This window comes from Desulfurobacterium indicum (genome assembly GCF_001968985.1).
Classification (GTDB): Bacteria; Aquificota; Aquificia; order Desulfurobacteriales; family Desulfurobacteriaceae; genus Desulfurobacterium_A; species Desulfurobacterium_A indicum.
The window spans coordinates 25,897-44,681 of sequence record NZ_MOEN01000001.1 but is presented as its reverse complement, the minus strand read 5'-3'; the positions used below and the strand labels follow the sequence as shown (position 1 = coordinate 44,681).

The following is an 18,785-nucleotide window of genomic DNA, read 5'->3' as shown; positions in this document are numbered from 1 at the left end:
TACACTCCACCATATGCAACTATTTGGAGGACGATTTATGGCTGAAATAGCATTCCTGCTTGACCTTGAAGGAACACTGGTAAAAGACAAATCTTACACACCATTCCCGGAAGCTCTTGAATTCACAGAAAAACTTGACTCCATGGGAATACCGTGGATAGTTGCAACCAATAATTCAACAGAAAAACCTTTAGAACTCATAGAGATTCTTAAAGGCAAAGGTTTTAATGTAAATGAACAAAAACTATTATCTCCATCATTCCTCGCAGTAGATACGCTTAAGAAAGAAGGTATCAAATCCATCTACTTCCTTGGAACAGAGAAAATAAAATCATTTTTTCAAGAAAGTGGTTTTAAAGTAAAAGACGATTATAAAGTCGATGCAGTTGTGGTAGGAAGAGATAAAGAGGTTAATTTTAAAAAACTAAAAACTGCCACATCAGCGATTGTATTAAATAAAGCGAAACTTTACTCATACCACATGAACAGAATAATTCTTGATAGAGATGGTTTTGTAAGTCCCAGCGTTGGTGCAATAGCAACATGTCTTTCGTATGCAGGAAATTGCCCTATTGTATCCTTTGGCAAACCGTCAAAACTCTACTTTGAAAGGGCATTTGAACTTGTAGGAATAAAAGACCCTGCAAAAATTTATATGGTAAGTGATGATCCTTTCTCAGACCTTGCAGGCGGCAAAGAAACAGTCGGTTTTAAAACAGTTTTCGTCCTTTCCGGAAAATACTCATCACCGGATATACTTGACTCCATAGATGAAAATTTAAGGCCGGACTATGTGTTTAAAAACATCAAAGAATGTGAAAGGTTACTCAAATGATCAAAATAGCTTTTACGCTGTTTATAGTATGGACACTCTTGCTTTTAACTCCCGGCCCTGATTTCATACTGGTTATGAAAAACACAATCAGCGGTGGATACAAAAACGGGTTTTTAACTATTTTAGGAATAACATCAGGAATAGTTATTCATACCTTGACCGCCATTTTTGGCATTTGCATTCTCTCTCAAAATCCAACACTGTTTAAAATTGTGAAAACTGTCGGTTCTCTATACCTGATATATATAGGAATTTCCGGATTTTATCAGATGAAAAAACAACAGGAAAGTCTCAATATAGAGGAAGAAAAAAACACACCTGCAAAAAAAAGTTTCAGGGAAGGTTTCTTCTGCAATATATTAAATCCAAAGCTTCCTCTAATTTTACTGGGAATATTTACACAGTTAATTCCTCCTCAAACACCAACCCACATTAAAATTCTATTCGGAATGGAAATCGTAGCTACAAGTTTCATAATGTGGAACATAGTCTCTCTGCTCCTCGGCAATAAATACATCCTCAGCAAATTAACAAAAATAGAAAAAGAAATTCTGTTTATGGCAAACCTTGTTTTAATACTTCTCGGAGGATATGAGTTGACATTTTAGAACCAGTCTTTTAAGTTGAAATATAGACTACAAGAAAAAGGGGGAATCATGGGAACAAAAGGAAGAGCACTCGTTGGCGAACATGCTGACAAAATCGTTGAAATGTTGAATAAGGCTCTCTGCGATGAATGGCTGGCTTATTATCAATATTGGATAGGCTCCAAAGTTGTAAAAGGACCTATGAAAGATGCGGTAATAGCGGAGCTGATTGAGCACGCAACTGATGAATTGAGACATGCGGATATGCTTGTAACAAGAATCCTTGAACTCGGCGGAACACCAATATTGACACCGAAAGAATGGTTTGAAAAGACAAATTGCGGATATGATGCCCCAAATGATCCATTCGTCAGAAAAATTCTGGAACAAAATGTCAAAGGAGAACAGTGTGCCATTGACACTTACAGTGAGATATTAAAATTTACAAAGGACATAGACCCTATTACTTATAATCTTGTCCTTCAGATATTAACTGACGAAGTTGAGCACGAAGAAGATCTTCAAGCACTACTTGAAGATATCGAAAATCTAAAATTCATAAAGTAGAGCCGTCAACACGGTTCTACTTTTAAAAACGAAGCAATTTTCACCATAAACAACGGCTCATCAAATGCGGGTATGTTATTTCTTTCAACATACTCTATACCGTTTTTAATAGAATAGCCACCTATAAAACACGGGAAAACAGGTTTTTTCACCCTTTTATGAAACTCAACTATTTCACGGGCTATAGAATGAATATCCGTCATATATTGAGGTGTTACCACCACAAAAACAACATCCCAATCAAGGTTTTCCATAACTTCAAAAGTTTTCTCATATCTTAAAGACGTAGCATCACCTAATATATCCACGGGATTTATATGGCTCCACCCTTCAGGCAGGAAAGAGTCCAGTTTATCCTTAATCGAAGCTATATCGACAAGTGAAAAACCGTAGTTTGAAAGATAATCAGCAAGAAGAGCCCCAAAACCGCCCGCGTTGGTAATAACAACGGCCCTGTTACCTTTCAATCTTCCATAACAGGAGAGAACTCGCGAACATTCAAGAGCTTCATCAATACTATCTACGACAATACCTCCTTCTATTGTAACAATATCTTTAAAAACTCTGTAATCGCCAGCAAGAGCACCTGTATGAGAATATGTTGCCTTTTTCCCTTCAGAACTTTTCCCTGCCTTTATAAATATTACAGGATTCCTTTTCAAAATGGGAAACAGGAGATATCCATCTTTTACCTCTTCAACGTAAACTATAAAAATTTTGTTTTCTCTTCTGGTTGAAAGCGAAGAAAGAAGAGAAGTAACTGAAATATCCAACTGGTTTCCAAGACTAAACACTGAGGAGAAACCAAAATCTTTCTCAACAGCTTTATCTAAAACAGCCGTAATAATCGCTCCGCTCTGAGAAATAAAAGCAACATCTCCCTTTTCCGGCATAATTTTTGAAAACGAAGCATTCAACCTGATGGAAGGAATTATGAATCCGAGCGTATTTGGACCCAAAATCCTTATATCAAACTTTTCAGATATCTTCCTTATCCTCTTCTCAAGTGTCTTTCCTTCTTCCCCCCTCTCACCGAATCCTGCTGAAATGATAACAGCAAGTTTAACACCTTTCTCACCACACTCTTTCAAAACTTCAGGAACTAAACAGGCAGGAATAGCGATGACAGCACAATCCACTTTTCCAGGAATAGATGAAATTGACGGGAAGCATCTTTTTCCATGTATTTCATCATATTTCGGATTAACAGGAAAAATTTTACCTGTAAAAGACGAGAGATTTTTCAAAACAGCATAACCAACAGAATCCCTCTTTTTAGAAGCCCCTATAACAGCAATCCTTTCAGGAAAAAAGAGGCCAGGATCAATATATGAGGTTTTCTTTCTATTTCTAAATAATATATCTCCTGTAAAACCTTTACCATCAGCTGGAAGAACAAAATTTTCACTTACGAAAAGAGGATTGATCTCAACTTCCATTAATTCTGGATATTTCTCAGGGATCTTTAAAAATTTCAAAACAAAATCAACAAAAAGTTCTATATTCCCTTTTACATTCCTGTATCCGGTCAGAAGCTTAAAAAGTTTTGTTTTATGAAGAGCCTGTATAATTTGAGATTTAGTAGCAGAATTCGGTACAAACACAACATCTTTCAAAAACTCAACCCAGAAGCCTCCCGTGCCAAAACCAGCAACAAACCCAAAAGAGGAATCCCTTTTAAGGGTTAAAAACACCTCTATACCATGTAATTTTTCTTCAACAATAAAATTATCTATATCGGGAAAACGTTTTGTAATAACAGAAATAGTTTTTAGCAGCTCTTTCTTATCCAAACACTCAAAAACAGCATTCATCTCTGTTTTATGAACAGGTTTTTCAAAAAGAGGCTTAACAACAGCCGGAAACAAATCCCAATCAATCTTGTCATAAGAGTGAAAAACTTTATGTTTTAAAACAGGCAATCCTGCAGCATCAAGCATCTCATAGACCTTATCTTCTGACAAAAATCTCATACCCCCTCCAAACACCGATAGCTTACATTTAAATATACTCTAAAAACTGCTATCATTCCTCTTATTCAAGATTTTAAGAGGTGAAGCTTGAAGAAAGCCAACTTAATCGTTTACATGGGAGGTCCATCTAACCTGCAGGAAATTAAACCTTTCCTTTACCGCCTATTCTCTGACAGGGATTTAATAAATTTCGGAGTTCCCAAATTTTTACAAAAACCACTCGCTTACATGATAGCCACTATCCGTTCAAAAAAAGTGGCTCCCAACTACAAAGCTATCGGAGGCGGTTCTCCGACAGTAAAATATTCTCTTGAAATAGCAGAAGCGGTTGAGCAGAAAACAGGTGTAAAGACGTTTGTTGGGATGCTTTACTCCGAACCGCTGCTTGAAAAAGTAGCTGAAGAGATGAAAAACTACGGTGCCGAAGAAATAGCAGCCATTTCTCTCTACCCTCACTACTCATTCGCAACAGCAGGTGCCTGCATAAGAGATGTAAAAAAATACTTTAAAAACGCAAAAATGGTGAAATCGTGGTGTAAAAACCCCCACTATATAAAATGGATAAGAAAACAATTAAAAAAAAGCATTAAAAATACTAAAAATCCTTACATTCTCTTTAGTGCTCACAGCCTGCCTGCATATTTAATAGAATCAGGGGATCCTTACGTAAAAGAAGTCAAGGAAACTGTTTCTCTTGTAATGGACGGACTTAACGTCCCGTTTTCCATATCTTATCAGAGTAAGGTGGGACCTATAAAATGGCTTGAGCCAACAACAGAAGAAACAATAAAAAAACTGGGAAAAGAAAACATCAGAGAACTTATTGTCTTTCCAGTAAGTTTTATATCAGAACACATAGAAACACTGTTTGAACTTGATGTAGAATATAAAGAGGTGGCAGAAAAGGCTGGAATTGATAGATATATTAGAGTACCGCTTAACCACAAGGACGAAGATTTAATAACAGCTATATCTCAAGAATGTCAAAAACTTTTAAGAGGTTAAAAGATGGAAAAAGTTGCAGTTGTCGGTGCAGGAGTTTCAGGTCTTTCAACAGCATTTTACATTGAAAAACTCAGAAAAGATGACGTTTCAGTTACTGTTTTCGAAAAGGAAAACTTGCCGGGCGGCAAAATGTTAACTGTCCTGAAAAGTGGTTTTATTATAGAAACAGGACCGAACGGCTTTTTAGACAATAAACCTTACACACTTGACCTTGTAAAAGACTTAAAGATAGAGGATAAAGTTTACAAAAGCTCAGACAAAGCAAGAAAACGTTTTGTGTTTGTTAACGGTAAACTTGTTCGCCTTCCTGAAAATCCAATAGCCTTCTTATCATCATACGTTATGTCTCTTAAAGGTAAGTTGAGACTTGCAGCAGAATATTTCATACCACCTAAAAAGGACGACTCTGATGAAAGTCTCTCGGCATTTGTTAAAAGAAGAATAGGAGAAGAATCCCTTGAAAAACTTATAGATCCGATGGCAGCAGGCATATTCGCAGGGGATCCTGATAAGCTAAGCATAAAGGCAGCTTTTCCTGCTGTGTGGCACCTTGAAAAAAAATATGGAGGCCTGATAAAAGGTCTTTTAGCAATGAAGAAAGAGAAAAAAGACGCTACAGCGGGTCCGGGCGGTGTTCTAACATCTTTTAAAGGCGGTGTCAAAGACCTGATAGACGCTCTCGTTTCCAACATAAAAGGAGAAATTTACCTCGGGGCTAATGTTAAAAAGCTGCTTCCGGAAAACGGAAAGTGGAAAATTGTTTATGAAAAAGGTGATGAAATATTTGAGGAAACCTTCGACAAAGTTGTTCTTTCAACACCTTCTTACATCACAGCCGCCCTTGTCAAAAAGTTTGATAAAAAGCTTGCGGAGAAACTTTACGAAATAGAGTATTCACCGATAGCAGTTGTAGCCTTTGGATTTATAAAAAGAGGACTGGGACACGACCTTGACGGTTTTGGTTTTCTCGTCCCGAGGTCCGAAGGGAGAAAAATATTAGGTGCTCTCTGGGATTCAAGCGTTTTTCCCAACAGGGCACCTGAAGGAAAAGCACTGATAAGAGCAATGGTCGGCGGAGCAAGGCAACCTCACCTTGCACTTGCTGGAGAAGATGAAATAGCAAGAATAGCTTACAAAGATATCAAAAGAATCATGAAAATCCGCCACAAACCCATTATGACAGCCGTCTTTAAACATCCAAAGGGCATCCCCCACTACACTGTAGGACATGTCGAAAAGGTAAATGAAATCTTTAAACTTGCCTCAAACCATAGTGGGTTATTTTTAAACTCTAACGCTTACAGAGGCGTCGGTGTCAACGATTGTGTTTATAACTCACTAAAAACAGCAGAAATGGTAACTTCAGAATAAAAAAGGGGGCTTAAAAGCCCCCTTTCAATTTCCACGAACAATATTAATTACTCTTTATCTTCACTCTCTTCCTTGCCTTCACCAGCTTTCTTCTCTTCTTCACCTTCTGTTTTTATCTCAGCTTTTGTGGCTTCTGGAAGCTCAGGTTTTTCAACGCTAAAGGTAAATTCACCTTTCTCCTTATCGTAATCAACCTTAACGGTGTCACCTTCCTGAACGTTACCTTTAAGTATCTCAACAGAAAGCGGTGTCTCAACTTCTCTTTGTATGGTCCTTTTAAGAGGTCTCGCACCAAACTCAGGAACATAACCGCGTTTTGCAAGTTCTTTCTTAGCTTCTTCGGTAAGCTGTACTTTAATACCTCTTTCCGCAAGTCTCTTATTAAGCTGTCTGATTAGCAGATCAACAATCTGCTTAATCTCTTCCTCTGCAAGAGGATGGAAAATAATAATTTCGTCTATCCTGTTGAGGAACTCAGGTCTAAATCTCTTCTTGAGTTCATTCATTATCTGCTCTTTAATCTTGTCATAGTTCTTCTCAAACTCTTCCTTGGAAAGATGCATAAGATATTCTGATCCAACGTTAGAAGTCATAATTATCACCGTGTTGCTAAAATCTACCGTTCTACCTTTCGCATCTGTCAATCTTCCATCATCAAGTATCTGGAGAAGGATGTTAAACACGTCAGGATGTGCTTTTTCAATCTCATCAAGAAGGATAACACTGTAAGGTTTCCTTCTAACAGCTTCCGTTAACTGCCCACCTTCGTCGTAGCCAACATATCCTGGAGGTGCACCGATAAGTTTTGAAACCGCATGTTTTTCCATGTACTCAGACATGTCAAGTCTTATAATTGCCGTCTCATCACCAAAGAGATATTCGGCAAGCGTCTTAGCAAGTTCTGTCTTACCAACACCTGTTGGTCCCAGGAACAGGAAACTTCCAAGCGGCCTGTTTGCAGGTTGAAGTCCTGCTCTTGCCCTTCTTATAGCCTCTGAAATAGCCTTTATAGCTCTTTCCTGGCCGATAACTCTCTCGTGAAGCTCTTTCTCCATTCTCAAAAGCTTCTGTATCTCTTCTTCCTGAAGTTTAGAAGCAGGAATTCCCGTCATCTCAGATATAACTTCCGCAATGTCTTCTGCAGTTACAACCGGTTTGTCACCTTTAGATTCTTCTTTCATTTTAGCCTGCTTCTCTTCAAGTTCCTTAATCTTCTCTTCAATTTTCTTGATTTCAGCTTTTAACTTAGCAGCCTTATCAAACTCTTCCTTTTTAACAGCTTCATCAAGTTCAGCCCTTAATTCATGAAGCTTTTCTTTAAGCTCATGCATTTCAGGTGAAACATAGGTTGCCTGAATTCTCTTTCTTGCACAAGCTTCGTCAAGAACATCAATAGCTTTATCAGGCAGGTATCTTCCCTGAATATACTTTTTGGAAAGCTTAACAGCTGCTTCTATAGCTTCATCTGTTATCTTAACCTTATGATGCTCTTCAAGTTTCGGCCTTAGACCTTTCAACATAAGAATTGCAGTATCTACATCAGGTTCATCGACCCAAACCGGAGCAAACCTTCTTTCAAGGGCAGGATCTTTTTCTATATGCTTTCTGTATTCATCAGTTGTCGTAGCACCTATGACTCTAAACTCACCTCTTGCAAGTGCAGGTTTCATGATATTAGCAGCATCCATTGAACCCTCAGCCGCTCCTGCACCGATAACCGTATGAAGCTCATCGATAAAGAGGATGATGTTACCTTCATTTTTAACAGCATCAAGCACCTGCTTTAATCTCTCTTCAAACTCACCACGATATTTTGTTCCTGCAACAAGAGCAGCCATATCAAGGGCGACTATCCTCTTATCCTTTAGATCATCAGGCACTTCACCATTAACGATTTTCTGAGCAACGCCCTCAACAATTGCTGTCTTACCAACACCAGCAGGACCAACAAGAACAGGGTTGTTTTTCGTTCTCCTTGAAAGAATCTGAATAACCCTTTTCATTTCAGTTTCTCTATCAATTACAGGATCAAGCTTGCCCTCTTCTGCCAGTCCTGTAAGATCAATAGCATACTTTCTCAAAATCTCCGGAAGCTGCCTGCCTGCCCTCTTGCCAGTAATATCTCTTGAAACTTTCTTCTTACCGGATCTATACTTCTCAACCGCTTTAACAGCTTCCTCTTTGGTTATACCAAGTTTGTTCAGAATCCTTGCAGCCATGCCTTCAGGAACATTAAACAGTGCAAGGAAAAGATGTTCAACATCAACATTTCTCGCTTTCATATTTCTTGCTTCATCTATCGCCGAATCAAGAACTTTTTTAAGAGTTGGTGTAATGTAAATTTCCTCATATCCGGTATAACCGGCAGAAAGTCCAAGTCTCCCAAGCCTATCAACATGTTCTCTTATAAATTTTTTAACTTTGATCGGATCGTAACCGGCTATGGTAAAAATATCTATAACAGGTGAGCCTGGAAGTTCAACAAGTGCAAGAAGTAAATGTTCTGTATCAACATACCTCTCACCAAGCTGCCTTGCTATTTCCTGTGAAAGCATAATAGAATCCTTTGCCCTTCCACTTAAAAGATCCCAGATGTTCATAATCTACCTCCCTATAGAAAAATTTTTATTTTGTTTTTTCGCATAACGCAAGGTGGACAAACCCACCGAATCACTCGGAAAGAATCTCAATAAACTTTTTCACATTCAACTCTTTAAACTGCTCATTTTCCAACTTTTCGATTAACGCTTCTTTTAAAGTTTCGTCAAGAAACTGAGCAAGCATCTCAAACAAACGATCAAGTTCATCCTCTATCGTTAATATGAGTTCAACACCAGCTACATTTACTCCTTTATCACGAGTAAGAGAAACAATCCTCCTCAACCGCTTTAAGTCTGCTTCAGAATAGAGCCTTGTTTTACCTTTCGTTCTGGAAGGTTTTAAAAGCCCTTCATTTTCATAAAATCTTAGTGTTTGAGGATGAACACCTACTAATTTAGCTACAACACTTATCATATACACCGGTGTGTGTTCATCTTTCATATCACTGCCTCCTTCTGATTAGAAATTTAGGATTTTTGAATCGAGTTGTCAAGAAATTTAAAACATTTTTTTAGATTTTAACCTTAGTAAGTTGATAGTTGTTTTAAAGGCTAAATTCCTATATATTATATATATATGTAGATTGAATGGCTATTTTACTTTTGGGAAATCAACTATGAAAATACTGAAAAGAAAAGGCTTTACTTTAACAGAACTTATTGTAAGCATAGTTATAGCTGGAATTCTTTCTATCATAGCTATCCCAAAGATTATTACCTGGATACACTATTCAAAAGTGAGGCAAGCAGCAGAAGAACTAACATCTGACCTTATCTGGAGCCAAAGTCTTGCCATGGAAAAAGGAAGCAGCAAAGTAGTAATAAATTCAGACAATTATGAAATTTATGCACCAGCAACAAACTCAACTCCAATAAAAACCATTTCAATAGATTCTCCTATCACTTTAACTCCAAGTTTCTCAGGAGGAACAAACTACATAAATTTTAAACGGAACAAATTACCTGTTCAAAATGGAAATATAACAGTGTCCGGATATGGAATTTCATACAAAATAACGATCAGCGCAATAAGCGGAAGAATCTATTTACAGAGGTTATAAATTGAAAAAGGAAGGTTTTACACTTATTGAAACTTTAATAGCAATGGCAATATTCACTATCGCCATGCTTGGAATAGGTATGCTTATCATATTCAATATTAAATATTCAAAAATAAATCAAGAAAGAGAAGCAGCTCTCTATAAAGCCAACAAAGTTCTTGAACATCTTGTAAGCCTTAACTACACTGATTCCTGCTTAACTGTGGGAATTGATGAAACTTGCAACAACGATCCTGATACATGCTGCGATGGATTTAGCGGTGATGCCAATATCGAATGGATAGTAGAAAATGGGGTAGATCCAAATACCAAAAAGATAAAGGTAATCAGCAGTTTTTCATATCAGAACTACCATGGAAACGTTACACTAGAATATATCAAAGGGAATTGGTAATGAAAGAATACAGAGCCGGTTTTACACTCATAGAACTCATAGTAGGAACAATAATAGCCCTAATCATTATGGCCGCTGCTGTCATCTTCTTTTCATTTGGATACAGGCAGATGGACACAACTATGAAAACTTCTCGAGGCAACATATCTGTATTTAACGTCATAGAAATAATAGATTCCGACCTGAGAAAAGCAGGATACGGAGGTGTAGCTTCTGCTGGCCTAATTCCCGTAAGCGGAACTGGAACATTGGCCGATCCTCTAACGATATATTTTATTGACTACACTAAAACAGGATGTGATAACCAGACATGGACAAACGCAAGTTTAACATGCAAATATAAGATTGAATATTATCTGAATAACAATAATATTATTAGAAAGGTCTATCGAGGAGCTATCGGGAGCGGAACTGCTGCTTCAATGTTTGATGGAAACATCGTAACGATAAATACATTCAATGCCTCGGTTGACTCCAACAATCATACTGTTTCCTACACAATAACTGGAAAAGTGAGAAATGAAACTTTTTCTATAGGTGATAAAGTAATTTGCAGAAACTGGTAAACCTTTAAAGGGGGATTTTATGAAAAAAAGAAAAGCATTAGTTTTAGAAGTTACTCTTGGTGTAATTGCCCTTTTAACGATGTTGGGCGGCATAACAACCTATATGATTCAGAAAGAATCACAAGGAACCGGTAGCACAAAATATTCAGTTGAAGCACTTAAAATTGCTGAAAGCGGAGTAGAAAGAGTTCTTGCCGATATTAAAAGTGGAAATTTAAAACCTACAACAAGTCCTCAAACCGCTACAGCAACATTTGCAAACGGAACATACATTGTAACAGTTGTCAAAAATCCGGATGGCACAATAAAAGTAGATTCAGTGGGAAAAATTAAAGATATATCAAGAGAAGTAAAAGTAATCATTAAAATTGAAGGAGGTCCGTTCTTTCCATTCTCTATAAACGGAACATTTGATATAACTGGCATGGATAGCACGCCATGGACAGAAGCAGAAATGGGTGTGGTTAATATCAGTAGTACAGCAGAAAATCTCCTTACAAATGCAAACTTTACTGTCCACAAATTCAGTAGCCTTGAACCTCCTAAAGCCGCAGATATGGATACTTCAACTATTTTCGCCCCACTTGATAATGAAACTTGTGATATAGGAAATCCCTCATCAGATGTATATTTATCATCACTTTCAAATATAGAAGGGAAAACCATTTGTGGGAAAAACATATTTATAGATACATCCATTGATGTAGACAATGTTAAACTGCTGGCAGAAAACGATATTTATGTAAAAGATGAATTGGGAGACAAAGGAATGAAAACAGACTGGAACGTTACTATAGCTGCAAAAGACAAAGTAATATTTGATGATAAAATAAAATTTACTGGAAAAACAAAAGGTGGCTATAATTTACTCGTTTATGCAGGAAATGAAATAGACGCAAATACGTTTCCCCAAGGCGTTATAACTGTCACAGGAAATCAAGATGCAACAAAAACATCATCCATTTTTTTTATAACACCAGGTGCTATTAATGTAGATTCCTCTTTTCTATGGGATACAGGTTCCACAAAACAAGGAGCAAACTTTGTAATATGGGCAGATAAAGGTGTAAATATAAATGATTCAAAAAGCATTCATTTAACTGGCTCCTGTCCTGATGGATATGAAAGAAACTTTGCATTTATAGTTGCCGATGGAGATGTTCACATGAAAGATTTGGATTTTAAGAAAAACACACATCCCAGCGGTCTTACATATGAAGAGATTAAGAACTACTGCCTAAACGGAACCTCTCTTGGAATACCTTTATTCTATAAGAATTTTTACTGTGAACTCAAAAAGCAAATTGACAATGCGGGCACCGGTGGAAAAATAATTATAAAAGAGTGGAAAGTTTATTAATTTAAAAACGGGGGATTGATCCCCCGTTTTCTATGCTTTATTGAGAGCTTCTTTTCCTATTTTTACACCTTCTGCAAAGGCTTTCTTGTTAAGGTCAACAAACCTTGAAGGAACAGCTTTTTCTATGGCTTTTATGAAAGATTCTTCGGAAATCGGACATTCGCTATCTTCAAGAGCAACCTGAAGAACACCAAGAGCAACAATATTCATTGTCTGTCTTTTACCTACAATTTCTGTAGCTGTTCTTGCTATAGGCGCAGCAATCAGTCTGTACCTGTTTGCATCAAGATCACACTGGACAAGGTCAGCATCAAATACAACAATTGCACCATCCTTAACATTTACAAGAACATCAGCATCTTTCTCGCCACACTCCGGATCAAGTCTTATGGGTTTTCCACCAACCATCTCATCATAAGCCTCTTGAGATTGAATAACAACAGCATCAAGATTAAAAACTTTTGGAAAATCAATAGGTTCATTTGAAATTACAACATCACCCATTGAAGTTCCACTTCTCATAGCAGCACCATAGGTTGCCGTCTGCGTAACGTGATAACCTTCCTGAACAGCTGCCGCAGCAAGAACATAAGCAGCAAGGAGAGAACCCTGCCCGGCAGAACCTATAACTCTAATTTCGTATCTCATTACTTATTCCCTCCCATTACTTTTTCAACAACACTATAATACTTCTCTGTGTACTCCTCTCTGTTATCAACATGATGGAGGATACCTCTTGGAAGTTTACCCTGTCTTTTCTCTTCGGGAAGCTTTTCCCATGCCTTGAGAGGAATTGTATTTTCTTTAAGCCACATATACATATCAACAATACCCATTTTATTTTTTCTCCCATACTGAATAGTGCAAGGTGTAAGAACCTCTATGAGAGAGAAACCTTTATGTTTAATACCTGCCTCTACAAGATTTACAAGCTCTGTAACGTGATAAGCGGTTCCTCTTGCAACAAACGTTGCGCCAGCTCCAATTGCAAGATCAGCAATTGAGAAGTTCGGCTCATAGTTACCGTAAGGAGTTGTTGTAGCGTATGAACCACTCGGCGTCGTAGGTGAAACCTGACCGCCGGTCATACCGTAAATCCAGTTATTAAAAAGAAGAACAGTAATGTCAATATTCCTGCGGCATGCATGGATAAAGTGGTTTCCACCAATAGCCGTGCAGTCACCATCTCCAGTTGTAACAATAACTGTAAGCTCCGGCCTCGCAAGCTTCACACCTGTTGCAAAAGCAAGTGCTCTTCCGTGAGTTGTATGAAGGGTGTAACCGTCAAAGTATCCGGGTGTTCTTGAAGAACAACCGATACCGGAAACCATAGAAACATCGTTGTTATCAATACCAAGCTTATCAAGCGCTATACATATGGCTTTTAAAACCTGACCGTTACCACAACCGGGGCACCAGATGTGGGGCATTTTATCAATTCTAAGATACTTAAAGTATGGCTTTTTCTCTAACGCTTTTTCAAGCGAAATATCTATCGGTTGAAGCATCATTTACCTCCTAAAATCAAGCTTTTGAAACGGGAATTACTATTTTTCCACTTGCAATTTCTTCTATCTTTTCAAGAATCTCAAACGGATAAATCATCTGCCCGTTGGCTCTGTTCATTCTGAATATTGGACACTGTCCTTTAGTACACCTTTCAACCTCAAGAACATATTGTCCCATGTTAAGCTCAGGAACAAGAATTGCTTTAACCTTCCCTGCAAGCCTGTAAAGTGTCTCTTCAGGAGAAGGCCAGAGAGTTATAGGTCTGAAAAGTCCTACTTTTATACCTTTTTCCCTTGCAAGTTTAACCGCAAGTTTCGCAGATCTTGCTGTTGAACCGAAAGCAACAATGGCAAATTCCGCATCATCAAGCATGAATTCTTCGTTTTTCTCAAGCTCTTTAGCCCTTCTTTTGACCTTTCTTATAAGTCTTTCAACAAGCTCCTGACACATTACAGGATTTGTTGTTGGGAAACCCGTATAGTCATGCATAAGTCCCGTCACGTGATATCTGTAACCGTCTCCGAAATCGGCAAGAGCCGGAACATCATCCTCTTCAGGTTTATATGCAAGGTACTCTTCCGGTGGAACCTTAGGCTTTTTCCTGTTCCAGATTTCAGGATTTTTAAACTTATCCATATCAACAGACTCTTTCATGTGTCCGATAACTTCATCCATAAGAAGAACAACCGGCGTTCTTAAAACTTCTGCCCAGTTGAAAGCTCTTATCGTCTCTTCCATCACCTCTTCAACAGAAGCAGGGCAAAAGGCAGGAATGAGTTTGTCACCGTGAGTTCCCCACTGAGTCTGCATAATATCCTGCTGACCAACCTGTGTAGGAAGACCTGTTGAAGGACCGCCCCTCTGAACGTTTACAATAACTACAGGAGCTTCTGACATCACTGCATATCCGATGTTTTCCTGTTTCAAAGAAAAACCGGGACCTGAAGTTGCAGTCATTGATTTCTTACCGGCAAAAGCACCACCAATGGCACACCCCATTGAAGCGATCTCATCTTCCATTTGAATAAACGCACCACCAACTTTCGGCAGTAATTCGGCCATCTTCTCTGCAACTTCTGAAGACGGAGTAATAGGATATCCTGCATAGAACCTGCAACCGGCGATAATTGCCGCCTCAGCACAGGCATGGTTACCATACTTTAATTCAAGCTTTGCCATTTCAACCTCCGTTATGCACTTTTACTTCCAGTAATTTCTTCAAACTCTTCCGGTGTGAAAACAAAGATACAGAAGTCAGGACATACAAGTTCGCACTGCTTGCAGCCGATGCACTTTTCAGGATACTTGACAGTCATAATTGCCTTTATTTTGTCAAGCTCAAGAACATTTGTAGGACAGATAGCGGCACAAACGTTACATCCCTTGCACCAATCAACGTTAATCTCAACTATTCCCTTTGGCTTTGACATCTTTTCCTCCTTATAAAAGACCTCTTTCTTTGAGAGCTTTTTCAACAGTTTCACCTATTTCAGCAGGTGTCTGACATACATAAGCACCAGCAGCTCTTAATGCTTCCATCTTGCTCTTTGCATCTCCCTTTCCACCGGAAATGATGGCACCTGCATGTCCCATTCTTCTTCCCGGAGGAGCAGTTACACCGGCAATGTAGGCAACAACTGGCTTGGAAACATTATTTTTTATATATTCAGCTGCTTCCTCTTCCATCGTTCCGCCAATTTCACCTATGAGAACTATTGCGTCTGTATCTGGATCGTTGTTAAACATTTCAACAGCTTCTCTGTGAGTCGTTCCCGGAACAGGATCTCCACCTATACCGACAACCGTTGACTGTCCGATTCCCCTCGTTGTTAACTGATAGGCAGCTTCATAGGTAAGTGTTCCACTCCTTGAAACAATTCCAACTCTACCTTTTTTAAAAATGTGTCCTGGCATAATTCCCATCTTACACTCACCGGGTGTTATAACACCGGGACAGTTCGGCCCAACGTATCTAACACCTGTCCCCTCTAACGCCCTTTTTACCTTAATCATATCGTTAACAGGAATACCCTCTGTAATACAGATAATTATTTTTATTCCTGCATCTGCAGCTTCAAGTATTGCATCTGCGGCAAACGGTGGCGGAACAAAAATTAAAGAAGCATTAGCACCAGTTTCTTTAACAGCTTCTTCGACCGTATTAAAAACTGGAACACTATATTTTCCTTCATCGTCCTGCCATGTCATTCCACCTTTACCAGGTGTAACACCGGCAACAATCTGTGTGCCATAATCAAGACACTGTTTTGCATGGAAAGAACCTTCCTTGCCGGTAAGTCCCTGAACAACAACTTTTGTGTTTTTATCTATAAGAACGCTCATCTCATCCTCCCTGTTAATTAAAGTTCACCTTTTGCAGCTTTAACAGCTTTTTGAGCTCCATCAGCCATATCCTTTGCCGGAATGATATTCAGTCCACTTTCTTCCAGCATCTTTCTACCAAGTTCAACGTTTGTTCCTTCAAGCCTAACTATAAGAGGTCTATCAAGCTCAACCTGCTTGGCAGCTTCAACAATACCCCCGGCAATTCTGTCACATCTCACGATACCGCCGAAAATATTTACAAAAATGGCTTTAACATTCTCATCTGACAGGAGAAGTTTAAATGCTGCCGCAACTCTCTCAACAGTAGCTCCACCACCAACATCAAGGAAGTTAGCAGGCTCACCGCCATAAAACTTAATTGTATCCATAGTAGCCATCGCCAGACCGGCACCGTTAACCATACAACCGATATTTCCATCAAGTTTTACATAGTTGAGATCCCACTTTTTAGCTTCAAGCTCAAGGGGATCGATTTGCGTGGTGTCTTCCAGTTCAAGAATATCTTTATGTCTGAAGAGTGCATTGTCATCAAAGTCAATCTTCGCATCAAGGCAGATAAGATCTCCCTCTTTTGTAAGAACGAGGGGATTCACCTCTATGAGAGATGCATCAAGGTCAAAATACATTTTACTTAGAGTCATTGCCAATTTAACAAACTGAGATATAACCTTTTTATCTGTAAGACCTATTTTGAAGGCTATCTTTCTTGCCTGGAAAGGCATAAGACCTGTTACAGGATCAACATGCTCTTTTATAATCAACTCCGGATTGGTTTTGGCAATTTCCTCAATCTCCATTCCTCCGGCGGCAGAGACCATCAAAACCGGCCTTGAAACTTCTCTGTCAAGTGTCATTCCCACATAAAATTCTTTATCTATATTTACTCCAGCTTCTATCAGAACAACGTTTATCGGAAGTCCTTCCGGGTTCTGATAAGTTTTAAGACGGTTACCTATCATCTGGGCTGCTATTTCAGCAGCTTCCTCAGGTGATTTTGCAAGCTTAACTCCGCCTGCTTTTCCTCTTCCTCCGGCATGAACCTGTGCTTTAACAACAACTATCGGAGTTCCAAGCTCTTCTGCGGCTTGTTTTGCTTCTTGAGCTGAGTGGGCAACAATTCCAAGTGGGACCGGCAGGCCATACTTTTTAAATATTTCCTTAGCCTGATACTCATGAATCTTCATCTTTTTCCTCCCTGCTTATGGTTGGAATTATTTTACCAAAAATTTTTACATTTTTTTAACATTTATACATTCGCAGGGAGAGCCTTAAATATTAAAGTTTCATTATTGTTGTCTAATTTCAAATGGTTTGCTCATGTATGTAACAGCCACAACCGAAACAGAAACATAAAGTCCAAAAATAACCAGAATTTCCTGCGGGTTTGTCTTCAATAAATACCCTATTATAGTTGTTGATGTAATCGCCATAAGAATAAGGCCAGCAAGAGCAATACCTTTATGAGCATGTGTTTTCTCTTTTAATTTTATATTTGCTATTGAGACCCCTATTGAAACCATTAAAAAGGTCAAACTTGAAAATTCAGCTATTATACTTAAACTGCCAAGCATGGAAAACAGGAGAGAAAGTATAAAGAGAACGGTAAGAGCAGCTACAGGAACCAATTTTTTATTTCTTTTAGATAAAAATTTGGGCATTATTCCCTGTTCTCCCATTTCTGCCATCATTCGTGAAGCACCGAACATAGTCGAATTAATAGCCGAACTTGTTGCCATAAGAGCTGCAATACCTATCAGAACTCTTCCAAAAACACCCAGAACTGGCTGTGCAACCATAGCAAGGGCATACTCTTTTGCTGTAACTATCTGATGATAGCTTAATGTTCCAACGGCTATTACTGCTAAAAGAAAATAAATTAATCCAGTTATCATTATTGAACCGTAAATACCTCTCGGAATATCTCTATCAGGATTTTCCGTTTCTGCAACTGCATTTGTAATAAGCTGAAATCCTTCATAGGCAACAAAAATAACAGCTGCTCCCAAAAATACGGGAAGAACACCTTTATTCATAAGGGGAACAAATCTGTGAACGTCAACTCTTGCAATCCCTATAACAGCAAACAGAGAAAGAATTAGGATTTTCACATAAACAATAATATCCTCAGTTACACCTGAAGACCTGACACCTTTAACATTAACATAATAGAAAAAGAGAAGAACAAGAACAGATAGAACCATTCTAACAAGATTCGAAGATGGATAACCAAGAAGATCAGCACCGTAAGCACCGAAGGTAAAAGAATAAAGAGCCAGAGTTCCGATATAACCCAAGATAACTACCCAACCTTCAATAGAAGAAATAAACAGCTTATCGGGAAATGCTCTTTTAAGATAAGTGTAACTTGCCCCATCATCTCTGAAAGTAAGGCACAGTTTCACATAGTGATAACCTGCGGCAAGAGCAATTAACATATCTATAAGAAATGATATGGGAGCACCGTTTCCAGCAAGGCCGACAGCTATCCCAAGTACAGAAAATATACCACCACCTATCATTCCACCTACACCGATAGCAATAAGTTCCTTGAGTCCCAATTTTTCTTTATAAAGTCTGTGTATCTTGGCATTTCTGTGTCTGAAAAGCATTT

The 18,785-nt window shown here is 38.5% G+C and carries 19 protein-coding genes; 9 read left to right on the top strand and 10 right to left on the bottom strand.

The annotated features are described in order from the left end of the window. Positions 1–37: 37 nt before the first annotated feature. The 3 genes from BLW93_RS00225 to BLW93_RS00215 are packed head-to-tail and all read left to right on the top strand — an operon-like array spanning position 38 to position 1,989. Positions 38–835, top strand: coding sequence for an HAD-IIA family hydrolase (locus BLW93_RS00225; protein ID WP_076712098.1), 798 nt, complete (start codon positions 38–40; stop codon positions 833–835). Continuing rightward, positions 832–1,443 (top strand): LysE family translocator, encoded by a 612-nt coding sequence (locus BLW93_RS00220; RefSeq protein ID WP_076712097.1) that lies wholly within the window; start codon positions 832–834, stop codon positions 1,441–1,443. Before BLW93_RS00225 ends, BLW93_RS00220 begins: the two co-directional genes overlap by 4 nt. A 48-nt stretch (positions 1,444–1,491) precedes the next feature. Then, on the top strand, positions 1,492–1,989 hold the full coding sequence (locus BLW93_RS00215) for a ferritin-like domain-containing protein (protein ID WP_076712096.1): 498 nt from the start codon (positions 1,492–1,494) through the stop codon (positions 1,987–1,989). Positions 1,990–1,994: 5 nt separating this feature from the next. On the opposite strand, the gene BLW93_RS00210 is transcribed toward BLW93_RS00215, so the two are convergent. Further along, positions 1,995–3,962: an acetate--CoA ligase family protein gene (locus tag BLW93_RS00210; RefSeq protein ID WP_076712095.1), complete on the bottom strand. Its 1,968-nt coding sequence runs from the start codon at positions 3,960–3,962 to the stop codon at positions 1,995–1,997. 87 nt (positions 3,963–4,049) lie between these two features. On the opposite strand from BLW93_RS00210, the gene hemH reads away from it, so the two are divergent. Both hemH and hemG read left to right on the top strand, forming a co-directional pair. Beyond that, positions 4,050–4,967, top strand: coding sequence for a ferrochelatase (gene hemH / locus BLW93_RS00205; protein WP_076712094.1), 918 nt, complete (start codon positions 4,050–4,052; stop codon positions 4,965–4,967). A 3-nt stretch (positions 4,968–4,970) separates the two neighbouring features. Then, positions 4,971–6,338 carry a protoporphyrinogen oxidase gene (hemG, locus tag BLW93_RS00200; protein WP_076712093.1) on the top strand — a complete coding sequence of 456 codons (1,368 nt, stop codon included), beginning with the start codon at positions 4,971–4,973 and terminating at the stop codon, positions 6,336–6,338. 47 nt (positions 6,339–6,385) lie between these two features. Here the strand turns inward: hemG and BLW93_RS00195 are convergent, their stop codons facing one another. Both BLW93_RS00195 and BLW93_RS00190 read right to left on the bottom strand, forming a co-directional pair. Continuing rightward, complete coding sequence (locus BLW93_RS00195) at positions 6,386–8,938, bottom strand: ATP-dependent Clp protease ATP-binding subunit (RefSeq protein WP_076712092.1); 2,553 nt, start codon at positions 8,936–8,938, stop codon at positions 6,386–6,388. 70 nt (positions 8,939–9,008) lie between these two features. After that, a complete protein-coding gene (locus BLW93_RS00190) occupies positions 9,009–9,380 on the bottom strand; it encodes a heat shock protein transcriptional repressor HspR (protein ID WP_076712091.1) in 372 nt (123 codons plus the stop codon). A gap of 175 nt (positions 9,381–9,555) precedes the next feature. Here BLW93_RS00190 and BLW93_RS00185 point away from each other — a divergent pair, with 175 nt between their 5' ends. Genes BLW93_RS00185 through BLW93_RS00170 form a run of 4 tightly spaced genes read left to right on the top strand, consistent with a single transcriptional unit; the run spans position 9,556 to position 12,319 of the window. Further along, complete coding sequence (locus BLW93_RS00185) at positions 9,556–9,999, top strand: pilus assembly FimT family protein (protein ID WP_076712090.1); 444 nt, start codon at positions 9,556–9,558, stop codon at positions 9,997–9,999. Between the two features lies 1 nt (position 10,000). Further along, positions 10,001–10,393 (top strand): type IV pilus modification PilV family protein, encoded by a 393-nt coding sequence (locus BLW93_RS00180; RefSeq protein WP_076712089.1) that lies wholly within the window; start codon positions 10,001–10,003, stop codon positions 10,391–10,393. Next, positions 10,393–10,959 carry a PilW family protein gene (locus tag BLW93_RS00175; RefSeq protein ID WP_076712088.1) on the top strand — a complete coding sequence of 189 codons (567 nt, stop codon included), beginning with the start codon at positions 10,393–10,395 and terminating at the stop codon, positions 10,957–10,959. Before BLW93_RS00180 ends, BLW93_RS00175 begins: the two co-directional genes overlap by 1 nt. 19 nt (positions 10,960–10,978) lie before the next feature. Continuing rightward, the gene (locus tag BLW93_RS00170) at positions 10,979–12,319 is read left to right on the top strand and encodes a hypothetical protein (RefSeq protein ID WP_076712087.1); all 1,341 of its coding nucleotides are present in this window, start codon (positions 10,979–10,981) and stop codon (positions 12,317–12,319) included. Positions 12,320–12,349: 30 nt separating this feature from the next. Here the strand turns inward: BLW93_RS00170 and BLW93_RS00165 are convergent, their stop codons facing one another. The 7 genes from BLW93_RS00165 to BLW93_RS00135 all read right to left on the bottom strand — a co-directional run bounded on the left by BLW93_RS00165 (position 12,350) and on the right by BLW93_RS00135 (position 18,783). Further along, positions 12,350–12,967 (bottom strand): 2-oxoacid:acceptor oxidoreductase family protein, encoded by a 618-nt coding sequence (locus BLW93_RS00165; RefSeq protein ID WP_076712086.1) that lies wholly within the window; start codon positions 12,965–12,967, stop codon positions 12,350–12,352. After that, positions 12,967–13,827, bottom strand: a complete 861-nt coding sequence (locus BLW93_RS00160; RefSeq protein WP_076712085.1) for a 2-oxoacid:ferredoxin oxidoreductase subunit beta — start codon at positions 13,825–13,827, stop codon at positions 12,967–12,969. The genes BLW93_RS00165 and BLW93_RS00160 overlap by 1 nt, the downstream gene beginning before the upstream one ends. Positions 13,828–13,843: 16 nt before the next feature. Next, complete coding sequence (locus tag BLW93_RS00155; RefSeq protein WP_076712084.1) at positions 13,844–15,007, bottom strand: 2-oxoacid:acceptor oxidoreductase subunit alpha; 1,164 nt, start codon at positions 15,005–15,007, stop codon at positions 13,844–13,846. 11 nt (positions 15,008–15,018) lie between these two features. After that, entirely contained in the window at positions 15,019–15,258 is a 240-nt protein-coding gene (locus BLW93_RS00150) for a 4Fe-4S binding protein (protein ID WP_022846273.1), read from the bottom strand. A gap of 10 nt (positions 15,259–15,268) precedes the next feature. Beyond that, positions 15,269–16,171, bottom strand: coding sequence for a succinate--CoA ligase subunit alpha (sucD, locus tag BLW93_RS00145; protein WP_076712083.1), 903 nt, complete (start codon positions 16,169–16,171; stop codon positions 15,269–15,271). Positions 16,172–16,188: 17 nt separating this feature from the next. After that, the gene (sucC, locus tag BLW93_RS00140; protein WP_076712082.1) at positions 16,189–17,358 is read right to left on the bottom strand and encodes an ADP-forming succinate--CoA ligase subunit beta; all 1,170 of its coding nucleotides are present in this window, start codon (positions 17,356–17,358) and stop codon (positions 16,189–16,191) included. A 102-nt stretch (positions 17,359–17,460) separates the two neighbouring features. Further along, positions 17,461–18,783 (bottom strand): APC family permease, encoded by a 1,323-nt coding sequence (locus BLW93_RS00135; RefSeq protein ID WP_076712081.1) that lies wholly within the window; start codon positions 18,781–18,783, stop codon positions 17,461–17,463. Positions 18,784–18,785 lie beyond the last annotated feature (2 nt).

Coding starts and splice junctions, on each gene's coding strand:
- BLW93_RS00190 (WP_076712091.1), bottom strand. CDS start 9,380: ATGAAAGATGAACACACACCGGTGTATATGATAAGTGTTGTAGCTAAA.
- BLW93_RS00170 (WP_076712087.1), top strand. CDS start 10,979: ATGAAAAAAAGAAAAGCATTAGTTTTAGAAGTTACTCTTGGTGTAATT.
- BLW93_RS00185 (WP_076712090.1), top strand. CDS start 9,556: ATGAAAATACTGAAAAGAAAAGGCTTTACTTTAACAGAACTTATTGTA.
- BLW93_RS00160 (WP_076712085.1), bottom strand. CDS start 13,827: ATGCTTCAACCGATAGATATTTCGCTTGAAAAAGCGTTAGAGAAAAAG.
- BLW93_RS00150 (WP_022846273.1), bottom strand. CDS start 15,258: ATGTCAAAGCCAAAGGGAATAGTTGAGATTAACGTTGATTGGTGCAAG.
- BLW93_RS00225 (WP_076712098.1), top strand. CDS start 38: ATGGCTGAAATAGCATTCCTGCTTGACCTTGAAGGAACACTGGTAAAA.
- BLW93_RS00175 (WP_076712088.1), top strand. CDS start 10,393: ATGAAAGAATACAGAGCCGGTTTTACACTCATAGAACTCATAGTAGGA.
- BLW93_RS00220 (WP_076712097.1), top strand. CDS start 832: ATGATCAAAATAGCTTTTACGCTGTTTATAGTATGGACACTCTTGCTT.
- BLW93_RS00165 (WP_076712086.1), bottom strand. CDS start 12,967: ATGAGATACGAAATTAGAGTTATAGGTTCTGCCGGGCAGGGTTCTCTC.
- BLW93_RS00195 (WP_076712092.1), bottom strand. CDS start 8,938: ATGAACATCTGGGATCTTTTAAGTGGAAGGGCAAAGGATTCTATTATG.
- BLW93_RS00215 (WP_076712096.1), top strand. CDS start 1,492: ATGGGAACAAAAGGAAGAGCACTCGTTGGCGAACATGCTGACAAAATC.
- BLW93_RS00210 (WP_076712095.1), bottom strand. CDS start 3,962: ATGAGATTTTTGTCAGAAGATAAGGTCTATGAGATGCTTGATGCTGCA.
- sucC (WP_076712082.1), bottom strand. CDS start 17,358: ATGAAGATTCATGAGTATCAGGCTAAGGAAATATTTAAAAAGTATGGC.
- hemG (WP_076712093.1), top strand. CDS start 4,971: ATGGAAAAAGTTGCAGTTGTCGGTGCAGGAGTTTCAGGTCTTTCAACA.
- BLW93_RS00155 (WP_076712084.1), bottom strand. CDS start 15,007: ATGGCAAAGCTTGAATTAAAGTATGGTAACCATGCCTGTGCTGAGGCG.
- sucD (WP_076712083.1), bottom strand. CDS start 16,171: ATGAGCGTTCTTATAGATAAAAACACAAAAGTTGTTGTTCAGGGACTT.
- BLW93_RS00135 (WP_076712081.1), bottom strand. CDS start 18,783: ATGCTTTTCAGACACAGAAATGCCAAGATACACAGACTTTATAAAGAA.